General features: G+C 68.2%; 15 protein-coding genes. 13 read left to right on the top strand and 2 right to left on the bottom strand.

The features are described from left to right. Position 1: 1 nt before the first annotated feature. Positions 2 to 577, bottom strand: coding sequence for a YigZ family protein (locus tag ABJK26_RS08520; RefSeq protein WP_347241854.1), 576 nt, complete (start codon positions 575 to 577; stop codon positions 2 to 4). Next, positions 574 to 1,368 (bottom strand): shikimate dehydrogenase, encoded by a 795-nt coding sequence (aroE, locus tag ABJK26_RS08515; protein WP_347241853.1) that lies wholly within the window; start codon positions 1,366 to 1,368, stop codon positions 574 to 576. Before aroE ends, ABJK26_RS08520 begins: the two co-directional genes overlap by 4 nt. Before the next feature lie 62 nt (positions 1,369 to 1,430). On the opposite strand from aroE, the gene ABJK26_RS08510 reads away from it, so the two are divergent. The 13 genes from ABJK26_RS08510 (at position 1,431) to ABJK26_RS08450 (ending at position 11,797) form a co-directional block, all read left to right on the top strand. Next, a complete protein-coding gene (locus tag ABJK26_RS08510) occupies positions 1,431 to 2,699 on the top strand; it encodes an NfeD family protein (protein WP_347241852.1) in 1,269 nt (422 codons plus the stop codon). Position 2,700: 1 nt separating this feature from the next. After that, positions 2,701 to 3,678, top strand: coding sequence for a flotillin-like protein FloA (gene floA / locus ABJK26_RS08505; RefSeq protein WP_347241851.1), 978 nt, complete (start codon positions 2,701 to 2,703; stop codon positions 3,676 to 3,678). Next, complete coding sequence (locus ABJK26_RS08500) at positions 3,675 to 4,067, top strand: hypothetical protein (protein WP_347241850.1); 393 nt, start codon at positions 3,675 to 3,677, stop codon at positions 4,065 to 4,067. The genes floA and ABJK26_RS08500 overlap by 4 nt, the downstream gene beginning before the upstream one ends. After that, positions 4,031 to 5,047: a PhoH family protein gene (locus tag ABJK26_RS08495; protein WP_347241849.1), complete on the top strand. Its 1,017-nt coding sequence runs from the start codon at positions 4,031 to 4,033 to the stop codon at positions 5,045 to 5,047. Before ABJK26_RS08500 ends, ABJK26_RS08495 begins: the two co-directional genes overlap by 37 nt. Beyond that, entirely contained in the window at positions 5,004 to 5,423 is a 420-nt protein-coding gene (gene ybeY / locus ABJK26_RS08490) for an rRNA maturation RNase YbeY (RefSeq protein ID WP_347241848.1), read from the top strand. Before ABJK26_RS08495 ends, ybeY begins: the two co-directional genes overlap by 44 nt. Next, on the top strand, positions 5,378 to 5,776 hold the full coding sequence (locus tag ABJK26_RS08485) for a diacylglycerol kinase family protein (RefSeq protein ID WP_347241847.1): 399 nt from the start codon (positions 5,378 to 5,380) through the stop codon (positions 5,774 to 5,776). Before ybeY ends, ABJK26_RS08485 begins: the two co-directional genes overlap by 46 nt. 4 nt (positions 5,777 to 5,780) lie before the next feature. Continuing rightward, entirely contained in the window at positions 5,781 to 6,143 is a 363-nt protein-coding gene (locus ABJK26_RS08480) for a hypothetical protein (protein ID WP_347241846.1), read from the top strand. Positions 6,144 to 6,206: 63 nt separating this feature from the next. Further along, a complete protein-coding gene (locus ABJK26_RS08475; RefSeq protein ID WP_347241845.1) occupies positions 6,207 to 6,677 on the top strand; it encodes a GreA/GreB family elongation factor in 471 nt (156 codons plus the stop codon). Position 6,678: 1 nt separating this feature from the next. Then, positions 6,679 to 8,175 carry a lysine--tRNA ligase gene (gene lysS / locus ABJK26_RS08470; RefSeq protein ID WP_347241844.1) on the top strand — a complete coding sequence of 499 codons (1,497 nt, stop codon included), beginning with the start codon at positions 6,679 to 6,681 and terminating at the stop codon, positions 8,173 to 8,175. Continuing rightward, positions 8,175 to 9,044: a cation diffusion facilitator family transporter gene (locus ABJK26_RS08465; protein WP_347241843.1), complete on the top strand. Its 870-nt coding sequence runs from the start codon at positions 8,175 to 8,177 to the stop codon at positions 9,042 to 9,044. Before lysS ends, ABJK26_RS08465 begins: the two co-directional genes overlap by 1 nt. 176 nt (positions 9,045 to 9,220) lie before the next feature. Beyond that, a complete protein-coding gene (locus tag ABJK26_RS08460; RefSeq protein ID WP_347241842.1) occupies positions 9,221 to 10,876 on the top strand; it encodes a methylmalonyl-CoA mutase family protein in 1,656 nt (551 codons plus the stop codon). 10 nt (positions 10,877 to 10,886) lie between these two features. Beyond that, positions 10,887 to 11,315, top strand: coding sequence for a cobalamin B12-binding domain-containing protein (locus tag ABJK26_RS08455; protein WP_347241841.1), 429 nt, complete (start codon positions 10,887 to 10,889; stop codon positions 11,313 to 11,315). Continuing rightward, a complete protein-coding gene (locus ABJK26_RS08450; protein ID WP_347241840.1) occupies positions 11,312 to 11,797 on the top strand; it encodes a PaaI family thioesterase in 486 nt (161 codons plus the stop codon). The genes ABJK26_RS08455 and ABJK26_RS08450 overlap by 4 nt, the downstream gene beginning before the upstream one ends. Positions 11,798 to 11,911: the final 114 nt, after the last annotated feature.

The raw sequence follows: 11,911 nt of genomic DNA, 5'->3' as shown, positions 1-11,911 counted from the left end.
GCTACTCCAGGGCCACCTGCCCCCGGGTGGCGTCCAGGAGGGCCTTGAGGAAGCCTTCCCGCTCGGTTTCGGGGAGGAGAAGCGCGAAGCGCACGCCCTCCGGGGTGTAGGTCTCCTCGGCCTCGAGGGCGCGGGCCTGAAGGAGGGCGTAGACCCGGCCCACCTCGGCGAAGGGAACCAGGAAGGCCACCGCTACCCGCTCCACCAAGGGGACCTTGGGCGCCCGGCGGAGGGCCTCCGCCGCCACGCCCCCGTAGGCCCGCGCGAGCCCCCCGGCCCCAAGCTTGACCCCGCCGAAGTAGCGCACCACCAGGACCGCCACCCGGTCCAGCCCCTGGGCCTCTATGGCGTGGAGGATGGGCCTGCCCGCGGTGCCCGCGGGCTCCCCGTCGTCGGAGAAGCGGTAGAGGGGGCCGATCTTGTAGGCGTAGGGGTTGTGGGTGGCCTCGGGCTCCCGGTTCTGAGCCAAAAACGCCAAGGCCTCCTCCTCCGAGGCCACGGGGGCCGCCTTGGCGATGAAGCGGCTTTTCTGGATGGTCTCCTCGAGGACCACAAGGGCGGCCAGGGTAAAGCTCACGCTTCCCCCAAGGCCCGGCGGGCCGCCTCCTCCATGCCCAAGGGGTCGGGGAAGAGGCCCGTCCAGATGCGGAAGGCCAAAGCCCCCTGCCAGGCGAGCATGGGAAGGCCGGTCTGGACCTTTAGGCCCCTTTCCTTGGCCTCCCGCAGAAACCGGGTCCAAAGGGGGCGGTAGACCAGGTCCACCGCCGCCCCCTCCTCCGGGAAAAGCTCCGCCGGGAGGGGGCTTGCGGCGGGGTCCTCGAGGCCCACCCGGGTGGCGTTTATGAGGAGCCGGGCCTCCCTCGCCCTTTCCAGGGGGACGGCCCTTAGGCCGAACTCCTCCGCCAGGGCGAGGGCCCTTTCCGGGGTGCGGTTCCAGACCCAGACCTCGAGGCCCGCCCCCTTCAGGGCGAAGGCCACGGCCCGCCCCGCCCCCCCGGCCCCGAGCACCAGGGCGGGGCCCTTTAGGGGAATGCCCCCCGCCCTCAGGGCCTCGAGGAAGCCCGGGGCGTCGGTGTTGAAGCCGAAAAGCCGCCCCTCCACCCTTAGGACCGTGTTCACCGCCCCGATCCCCTTGGCCTCGGGAGAGACCCAGTCCAGGTAGGCCAGGGCGGCCTCCTTTAGGGGGATGGTCAGGTTTACCCCTCTGAAGGCCCGCCGCACCTCCGCAAGCCTTTCCGGAAGCCCCTCGGGAGGGGTGTCCAGGGCCTCGTAGGTCCCCTTGAGCCCGAGGCTTTCCAGGGCGAAGGCGTGCATGGCCGGGGAGAGGGAGTGGGCCACGGGGTGGCCCAAGAGGCCAAGGCGCAGCATCCCCTTAAGGATAGCAAGGATAGCGTGGCCCAAGCCACCCAACCCCCGGGAAACCGTATAGAATGGAAGCGGTGAAAAGGCTTTTGGCCCTCGCCCTCCTCCTCCCCCTGGCCCTGGGGAAGACCTACCTCGTGCCCATAGAGGGGGAGATTGACCCCGCCTTGGCGGTCTTCGTGGAACAGGCCCTCGCCCGGGCGGAGCGGGAAGGGGCGAGCGGCGTGGTCTTCCTCATTGACACCCCGGGGGGGCGGGTGGACGCCGCCATCCGCATCTCCGACCGCATCCTAAAGACCCCCCTCCCCACCCTGGCCGTGGTGCAGAACGCCTTCTCCGCCGGGGCCCTCATCGCCCTCTCCTGCCGCCAGATCGCCATGCTCCCGGGCTCGGAGATCGGGGCCGCCCTCCCCGTGGTGGCCCTGCCCCTCCAGGAGCCAAAGGCCGCAGACCAAAAGGTGATCTCCGCCCTCAAGGGAAAGTTCCGGGCCGTGGCCGAGGCCAGGGGGCGGCCCGTGGAGCTCGCCGAGGCCATGGTGGACCCGAACCTCGAGGTCCCCGGCCTTTCCGCCAAGGGGGAGCCCCTGACCCTCTCCGCCGACAAGGCGGTGGAGCTCAAGGTGGCGGACTTCAAGGCGGGAAGCCTCCCCGAGGCCCTGCGGCAGGCGGGCTTCGCCCCGGAGACCACCCGCCTTCTGCCCGGCCCCCGGGTCCAGGTGGCCCGCTTCCTCACCAGCTCCACCGTGGCGGGCCTCCTCCTCGCCTTGGGGCTTCTTCTCCTTCTCTTGGAGCTCTTCACCCCGGGATTTGGGGCCATGGGGGCCTTGGGCCTCGCCTTCCTCGCCCTCTACTTCGCCGGGGGGTGGCTCGCGGGGCTTTCCGGAGCCTTTGAACTCCTCCTCTTCTTCCTGGGGGTGGGGCTCCTCCTGGCCGAGGCCTTTCTCTTCCCCGGTTTCGGCGTGGCCGGGGCCTTGGGGGTGGGAAGCATCCTGGCCTCGGTCTACTTCACCTTCGGGGAAAACGCCCTCATGGTGATGGCCATCGCCGTGATCGCCCTGGGCCTGGGCCTCCTCTTGGTCTTCCGCTACCTGCCGAGGACGAGGCCCGCCCGGGCCCTGGTTCTGGAAAGCGCCATCGAGGCCCACGCCACCCCGGAGGAGGTGGAGGTGGGCATGGTGGGCACCGCCCTCACGGACCTGAGGCCGGGGGGCGTGGCCCGTTTTGGGGCCAAGCGGGTAGACGTGGTGGCCAACCGGGGCTTCATCCCTAAGGGCACCGCCATCCGGGTGGTGGAGGTGCGGGGGCCCACGGTGGTGGTGGAACCTATGGAGGTGTGATATGGAAGGACTCGGCGTGCTTTTTCTAGCCTTTGTCGTTCTCGTCCTGGTTTTTCTCTTCTTTAGCTTCATCCCGGTGGGGCTTTGGATCTCGGCCTGGGCGGCGGGGGTCAGGGTCCCCCTCCTCACCCTGGTGGCCATGCGCCTGAGGCGGGTTCCCCCGGCCAAGATCATCTACCCCCTCATCAAGGCCACCAAGGCGGGGCTGGACGTAAGGCTGGACCGCCTCGAGGCCCACTACCTCGCCGGGGGCAACGTGGACCGGGTGGTGGACGCCCTCATCGCCGCCGATAAGGCGGGGATCCGGCTCACCTTCGACCGGGCGGCAGCCATAGACCTCGCGGGCCGGGACGTCTTGGAGGCGGTGCGGGTCAGCGTGAACCCCAAGGTCATCCAGACCCCCATGGTGGCCGCCGTGGCCAAGGACGGGATCCAGCTTTTGGCCACCGCCCGGGTCACGGTGCGGGCCAACATCGACCGCCTGGTGGGTGGGGCCGGGGAGGAGACCATCATCGCGCGGGTGGGGGAGGGCATCGTCACCACCATCGGCAGCGCCAACTCCCACAAGGAGGTCCTGGAGAACCCCGACCGCATCTCCAAGACCGTGCTGGAAAAGGGGCTGGACGCGGGCACCGCCTTTGAGATCCTCTCCGTGGACATCGCCGACGTGGACGTGGGCAAGAACATCGGGGCCCAGCTCCAGATCGACCAGGCGGAGGCCGACAAGAAGATCGCCCAGGCCAAGGCCGAGGAGCGAAGGGCCATGGCCGTGGCCGCCGAGCAGGAGAACCGGGCCCTGGTGGAGGCCATGCGGGCCAAGCTGGTGGAGGCCCAGGCCCAGGTGCCCCTGGCCCTGGCCGAGGCCTTGAGGAAGGGGAACCTGGGGGTCATGGACTACTACCGCTTGAAGAACATCGAGGCCGACACCGACATGCGGGAGTCCATCAGCCGGGCGGCCAAGCCCGAGGGCGAGGAATGAGCCTGGACGACCTTTTGGGCCTCCTTTTCCTCCTCTTCTTCGTGGTCCTGCCCGCCCTCCAGGGCCTTTTCCGCCGGGGGGCCCCTCCCACCCCCCCGGGCTTCCCCGAGGACCTGCCCGTCCCCGAGCCCCTCCCCAAACCCCGGCCTAAGGCCCGGCCCAAGCCCACGCCCCCACCCCCTCCCCCCGAGCCCCGGCGGGAAGAGGGGCAAAGCTTGGAGCGCCTTCCCTCCTCCGAGCGCACCCCCTTGGAGGTGCGCTTCCGGGAGGAGGCCCTCGAGGAACCCCCTAGGGCCAAAGGGCGCAAGGGGCTCCTCTCCACCGACCGCCAAAGCCTGCTCAAAGGGGTGATATGGCACGAGATCCTGAAGAAGCCCAGAGGGTGGTGATTCCCCTGAGGTCCGAGGAGGCCTTGGCCTTCCTGGGCCAGGCCGACCGGAACCTGAAGAAGCTCCGGGGCCTCTTCAAAGAGGCCTTCGGCGACCGCCTGAAGCTGGTGGCCCGGGGGGAAGGGGTGGAGCTCCTTGGGGACCAGGAGGCGGTGGAAAAGGCGGAAAGGGCCCTCCGGGACCTCCTCGCCCTCCTGCGCCAGGGGGCGGAGCTGGACGAGCCCACCTTGGAGCAGGCGGTGGCCCTCGCCCTGGAGGGGGAGGGGCTCTACCAGGCCACCACGCCCCAGACCGAGCTCGCCCTCCCCGGCCGCCTCCGCCCAAAGACCCCGGGCCAGAGGCGCTACGTGGAGGCCATCGCCCAGCACGACATCACCTTCGGCATCGGCCCCGCGGGCACGGGCAAGACCTACCTGGCCGTGGCCATGGCTGTGAGCCACCTGAGGGCCCGCAAGGTGAAGCGCATCGTCCTCACCCGGCCCGCGGTGGAGGCGGGGGAGAAGCTGGGCTTTTTGCCGGGGGACATCCAGGCCAAGGTGGACCCCTACCTCAGGCCCCTCTACGACGCCCTCTTTGACATGATTGACGCGGAGCGTTTTGAGCAATATCTCCAATCTGGAATCATTGAGGTGGCGCCTTTAGCGTTCATGAGGGGCAGAACGCTTAATGATGCCTTCATCATTCTGGACGAGGCCCAGAACACCACCCCGGAGCAGATGAAGATGTTCCTCACCCGCATGGGCTTCTCCTCCAAGATGGTCATCACCGGGGACGTGACCCAGATTGACCTGCCCAAGCCCCAAAGGTCGGGCCTGGTGGAGGCCACCCGCATCCTGAAGGGGATTGAGGGCATCGCCTTCGTCTACTTCAAGGAGTCCGACGTGGTGCGCCACCCCCTGGTGGCCCGCATCATCAAGGCCTACGAGGAGGCCGAGCGTGGTGGCGATCGTGGCCAACAAAAGGCCTCCGAGGGGGCTTAGGCCGAGGCTTCGCCGGGCCCTGGAGGGGCTCATGCGGGAGCTCGAGGTGGGGGACAGGGCGGTCACGGTGATCCTCACCGGGGACCGCCGGCTTCGCGCCCTGAAGCGGGCGTGGTGGGGGGAGGACGAGGCCACGGACGTCCTCTCCTTCCCCCACTACGAGCCCGGGGACCCCTTCGTCCCTCCCCACCTCGGGGACATCTGGATCAGCCTGGACACCGCAAAAAGGCAGGCCGAGGCCCGGGGGGCCTCCCTGGAGGAGGAGGTGCTGGTCCTCGCCGCCCACGGGCTCTGGCACCTCCTCGGGCACGACCACCAAAAGGAGGAGGATTGGGAGGGGTTCCGCCGCGTCCAAGAGAGGATCCTCGCCCTCTAAAGGGGGTCTTGCGCTCCTTCGCCTTCGCCTGGGAAGGCCTGGCCTACGCCTGGCGGGTCCAGCGCAACTTCCGCATAGAGGTCCTCCTGGGGGCCCTGGCGGTGGGGCTTGGCCTCTGGCTTGGGGTGGACCTCACCCCCATCCTCCTCATGGCCGCCCTGGTCCTCTCCCTGGAGCTCCTCAATACCGCCCTCGAGGCCCTCACCGACCTGGCGAGCCCCGTCTACCACCCCCTGGCCAAACAGGCCAAGGACACCGCCGCGGGGGCGGTGTTGGTGGCGAGCCTCTTCTCCCTTCTTTTGGGCCTTTACCTCCTCCTGCCGCCCCTTCTCGCCCGGCTTGGGCTAAGCTAGAGGCATGGACTACGAAGAGCGGGAGATGATCCTGGAGCTCTTTCCAGGCACCTCCCCTGACCTCCTTCCCTTGGGGGAGATCCTCTACTACCGGGACGAGGAGGGCCGGGTGGTCATCGCGGAGAAGGGCCCCCCGGAGCTTCGGCTCACCCTCGAGCCCCTCCCGGGGCACGTGGGAGGCCCCCAGGTGTGCGAGGCCTGCCGCCGCCACCTCTCGGGGAGCGCCCTGGGCTTTTTCCGGCATCCCGTGGGGGGCAGGGAGACCCACCTGCGCTACCTGGTCCTCTGCCAGGACACCGAGGCCTGCGCCAGCCGGGCGGAGCCCGAGCGTTTGAGGGAAATCCTCCTTCGGGGTATACTCACCTGAGAAGGGGGCCCTTGGGCCAGGGAGGTCGGCTTTGGCCGGCCTCCACGACTTACGAGGTGAGCTATGGCGCGCGAGGTGAAGCTGACCAAGGCCGGCTACGAGCGGCTCATGCAGCAGCTGGAGCAGGAGAGGAGGCGCCTCCAGGAGGCCACCCAGATCCTGCAGGAGCTCATGGAGTCCAGCGACGACTACGACGACTCGGGGCTCGAGGCGGCGAAGCAGGAGAAGGCCCGCATTGAGGCCCGCATCGACAGCCTCGAGGACGTCCTCTCCCGGGCGGTGATCCTTGAGGAGGCCACGGGGGAGGTCATCGGCCTGGGCTCGGTGGTGGAGCTGGAAGACCCTGCCACCGGGGAACGCCTAGAGGTGCAGGTGGTCTCCCCCGCCGAGGCCAGCGTCCTGGAGACCCCCATGAAGATCTCCGACGCCTCCCCCATGGGCAAGGCCCTCCTGGGCCACCGGGTGGGGGACGTCCTCTCCCTGGAAACCCCCAAGGGCAAGAAGGAGTTCCGCGTGGTGGCGGTCCACGGCTAAGATGAACGAGCAGACGCGCCAACGCCTCCTGAACCTGGAAGCCCTGGTGGAGGCGGGGTTTGAACCCTACCCCTACCGCTTCCCCAAGACCCATAGCGCCCGGGAGGTCCTAAAGGGCAAGGAGGGCGCCCCGCCGGAGAGCGAGTGGCCCGAGGAGGAGGTGGCCCTGGCGGGGAGGCTTTTGGCCATCCGCCGCATGGGCAAGGTCACCTTCGCCCACCTCCTGGACGAAACGGGGAGGATCCAGCTCTACTTCCAGAAGGACCTCACCCCCCGCTACGAGCTCCTGAAGAGGCTGGACGTGGGGGACATCCTGGGGGTGAAGGGAACGGTCTTCACCACCAAGACGGGGGAGGTCACGGTGAAGGTCCTCTCCTGGACCCCCCTGGTGAAGGCCCTCCACCCCCTCCCCGACAAGTGGCACGGCCTCAAGGACAAGGAGGTGCGCTACCGCCAGCGCTACCTGGACCTCATCGTCAACCCCGAGGTGCGGGAGGTCTTCCACAGGCGCGCGGCCATCCTTCGCTACATCCGCCGCTTCTTTGAGGAGAAGGGCTTTTTGGAGGTGGAAACCCCCGTCCTCCAGGCCACCACCGGGGGGGCGGAGGCGAGGCCTTTTCGGACCTACCACCACGCCTTGGACGACGAGTTCTTCCTCCGCATCTCCTTGGAGCTTTACCTCAAGCGCCTCCTGGTGGGGGGGTACGAGAAGGTCTTTGAGATCGGGCGGGTTTTCCGCAACGAGGGCATTGACCACAACCACAACCCCGAGTTCACCATGCTGGAGGCCTACTGGGCCTACGCCGACTACCAGGACATGGCGGGCCTGGTGGAGGAGCTCCTCTCGGGCTTGGTCTACCACCTCTTCGGGGGCTACGAGGTCCCCTACCAGGGGCGGGTGCTGAACTTCAAGCCGCCCTTCAAGCGCATCTCCTTCGTGGAGGCCCTGAAGGAGAAGGCGGGCCTTTCCTTTGACCCCCTGGACCTGGAGCGCCTCAGGCTCTGGGCCGACGCCCACCACCCTGAGCTTTCCCAGGTGCCGAGCTACAAGCTTTTGGACAAGCTCTTCGGGATCTACGTGGAGCCCGAGCTCCAGGACCCCACCTTCGTCTTTGACTTTCCCCTGGCCATCAGCCCCCTGGCCAAACGCCACCGGGAGAAGCCCGGCCTCACCGAGCGCTGGGACCTCTTCGCCGGGGGGATGGAGCTCGCCCCCGCCTACTCCGAGCTCAACGACCCCCTGGACCAGAGGGAGCGCTTCCTGGAGCAGGCGAGGCGCCGCAAGGAGGGGGACGAGGAAGCCCCCGAGCCCGACGAGGACTTCCTCTTAGCCCTGGAGTACGGCATGCCCCCGGCGGCGGGGCTTGGCCTCGGGATAGACCGCCTCACCATGCTCCTCACCGACCAGCCCTCTTTAAGGGACGTCCTCCTCTTCCCCCTGATGAAGCCCAGGAAGGAGGGGCAAGAGGAGCTGGAGGAGGCCGGGAAGGAAGGTTAGTGGCCGAGCGCGCCGCCCGCCTTAGTTTCCTCGTCGCCCTCCTGGTCCTGGGCCTGAAGGCCCTGGCCTACCTCCTCACGGGCTCGGTGGCCCTCCTCTCCGACGCCCTGGAGTCCATCGTCAACGTGGCCGCGGCCCTTTTGGCCCTCTTCGCCATCCGCCTGGCCCATAAGCCCCCGGACGCCACCCACCCCTTCGGCCACACCAAGGCGGAGTACTTCTCGGCGGTGCTGGAAGGGGTGCTGGTGGTCCTGGCCGCCCTCCTCATCGCGCAGGAGGCCCTGCCCCGCCTCCTTCGCCCGGTGCCGCTGGAGGGCCTGGGCCCCGGGCTAGGGGTGAGCCTCCTGGCCTCTGGGACCAACGGCCTTTTGGCCTACCACCTCATCCGGAAGGGGCGGCTTCACCGCTCCCCGGCCCTGGTGGCCGACGGCTACCACGTTCTTTCCGACGTCCTCACCTCGGTAGGGGTCTTTCTGGGAGTGGGCCTGGCCTGGCTCACGGGGCTTTGGGTCCTGGACCCCCTTCTGGCCCTAGTGGTGGCGGGGAACATCCTCCTCATGGGCTTCCGCCTGGTCCGGGACTCGGTGGGAGGGCTGATGGACGCCGGGCTTTCCCCCGAGGAGGTGGCCCGCATAGAGGCGGTGATCGCAAGGGAACTTGGGGGAAAGGCCCTCGAGGTCCACGACCTCAAGACCCGCAAGGCGGGGCACCGGGCCTTTCTGGAGTTCCACCTGGTGGTGCCCGGGGAAACCCCCGTGGCCGAGGCCCACCGGCTCTGCGACCGGCTGGAGCGGGCCCTGGAGGAGGCCATCCCCGGGCTTAGCGTCACCATCCACGTGGAGCCGGAAAGCGAGCGCAAGGGGCCCTGAAGGTAGGCCCCAAAGCCCTCTTTCCCGAGACGCCTTGGAGGTCACCCAAGCCGAAGCCCAATCGCCCTGGGGCGTCTTTTTCCGGGCCCCCATTCTGGCGCAAGCCAGCATGGGGCGATATGACGCTCTTTTCCCCAGCGGCAAAAAAGCGTACACTAAAGACCAAGGGAGGGCCCATGCGCAAGAAACACGACTGGCTCAGGGAAACCTACCGGAAGAGCCTGGAGAAGATGCCGGAGAGGCCCGTGGCCCACAAGACCCTCTCCGATATCGCCCCCGAGCCCCTCTACACCCCCGAGGACATCGGGGTTTTGGACCCCGAGTACGAGGAGAAGCGGGGCTTTCCCGGGGAGTTCCCCTACACCCGGGGGGTCTACGGCTCCATGTACCGGTCCAAGCTTTGGACCATGCGCATGTTCGCCGGCTTCGGCACCGCCGAGCAGACGAACGAGCGCTTTAAGAAGCTCTTAAAGGCGGGCCAGACCGGGCTCAGCGTGGCCTTTGACCTCCCCACCCTCATGGGCTACGACTCCGACCACCCCCTCTCCAAGGGGGAGGTGGGGAAGTGCGGGGTGGCGGTCTCTAGCCTCGCCGACATGGAGGTCCTCTTTGAAGGGATCCACCTCGAGGAGGTCACCACCTCCATGACCATCAACAGCCCCGCCAACGCCATCTGGGCCATGTACCTGGCGGTGGCCAAGAAGCGGGGCTACGACTGGAAGAAGCTCGGGGGCACCATCCAGAACGACATCCTCAAGGAGTTCATCGCCCAGAAGGAGTTCATCTTTCCCCCCGAGCCCAGCGTGAAGCTGGTGATAGACACCTTTGAGTGGGGGCCCAAGAACGTCCCCAAGTGGAACTTCATCTCCGTCTCCGGCTACCACATCCGGGAGGCGGGCTCCACGGCGGTGCAGGAGCTCGCCTGGACCCTGGCGGACGGCTTTGAGTACGTGGAGGCCGCCCTCAAGCGGGGCCTGGACGTGGACGAGTTCGCCCCCCGCATCAGCTTCTTCTTTGACGTCCACAACGACTTCTTTGAGGAGATCGCCAAGTTCCGGGCGGCCCGGCGCATCTGGGCCAAGGAGATGCGCTACCGCTACGGGGCCAAGAACCCCCAGAGCTGGATGCTCCGCACCCACGCCCAGACCGCCGGGGTGTCCCTCACCGCCCAGCAGCCCCTGAACAACATCGCCCGGGTGGCCATCCAGGCCCTGGCGGCGGTCCTCGGGGGCACGCAGAGCCTCCACACCGACGCCTACGACGAGGCCCTGGCCCTGCCCACGGAGGAGAGCGCCACCATCGCCCTCCGCACCCAGCAGATCATCGCCTACGAGACCGGGGTCACCCACACCATTGACCCCCTGGCGGGGAGCTACTACGTGGAGTGGCTCACCGACGAGATGGAGCGGCAGGCCATGGCCATCATTGAGGAGATCCGCCGCATGGGGGGCGTGGTGCGGGCCATTGAGGAGGGGTACTTCCTGCGGGAGCTCGCCGAGGCCAGCTACCGCTACCAGCAGGAGGTGGAGCGCAAGGAAAGGATCATCGTGGGGGTGAACGCCTTCACCGACGAGATCCCCCTGGAGGTGCCCATCCAGCTCGTGGACCCGGAGGTGGAAAGGGTCCAGGCGGAGCGCCTCGCCCGGGTGCGGCGGGAGCGCGACCCGAAGCGGGTGGAGGAGGCCCTAAAGGGCCTGCGGCAGGCCGCGGTGGAGGGGCAGAACACCATGCCCCACTTCGTGGAGTGCGCCCTGGCCTACTGCACCCTGGGGGAGATGATGGACGTGCTGCGGGAGGTCTACGGCACCTACCAGGAGCCCGCCTACGTCTAAGGAGGCCGATATGGAAAGCACGGAGCGGCGCATACGGGTGCTCATCGCCAAGCCGGGCCTGGACGGGCACGACCGCGGGGCCAAGGTGGTGGCCCGGGCCCTCAGGGACGCGGGGATGGAGGTCATCTACACCGGGCTCCGCCAGACCCCGGAGATGATCGTCTCCGCCGCCATCCAGGAGGACGTGGACGCCGTCGGGCTCTCCATCCTCTCCGGGGCCCACATGCACTACTTCCGGGAGGTGAAGCGCCTTTTGGACGAGCGGGGGGCCTCGGACATCCTCCTCTTTGGCGGGGGGATCATCCCCGACGAGGACGTGCCCAAGCTCAAGGCCCTAGGCGTGGCCGCCGTCTTCGGCCCCGGGACCAGCACCCAGGAGATCGTGGACTTCCTGAGGAAGGCGGTGCCGGAGCGCTGGAAAGCCCAGGGGCTCGCATGAAGGCCATCCAGCTCTACTACCCCCCGGAGTGGGCCCACTGCTACGGGTGCGGCTACCTGAACGCCCACGGCCTCCACATCAAGACCTACTGGAACGCCGAAAAAGGGCTTAGCGAGACCCGCTTCACCCCCTCTCCCCACCACACCGCCCTCCCCGGCTTCGTCTACGGCGGGCTTTTGGCCTCCCTGGTGGACTGCCACTCCACCGCCACGGCGGCCGCGGCCAAGGCCCAGGCCGAGGGGCTTTCCCTGGAGGCCACCCCCCTCCGCTTCGTCACCGCGAGCCTCAAGGTGGACTTCCTCAAGCCCACCCCCCTGGGCCCGGAGCTCCTCCTCCTGGGCCGAGCCCGGGAGGTGAAGGGCAGGAAGGTGGTGGTGGAAACCGAGCTCTACGCCGAAGGGGTCCTCACGGTGCGGGGGGAGGCGGTTCTCGTTCAGATCGGCGAGGGGTTCCCGCAAGAAGGCACTCCAGGCCCTGGATGAGGGCCTCGAGCTTGCTGGCTTGGGGCGAGGCGTGAAGGACCAGCTCCAGCCAGGCCTCCTCCAGGACCTGGCGCAACTCGGAAAGCCTCTCCGGGTCCCAGGCCCGCCCCAGCA

The organism is Thermus sp., assembly GCF_039793865.1.
Lineage (GTDB): Bacteria > Deinococcota > Deinococci > Deinococcales > Thermaceae > Thermus.
Note: the sequence above shows the minus strand (reverse complement) of the source record. Positions and strands in the feature narration are given on the sequence as shown.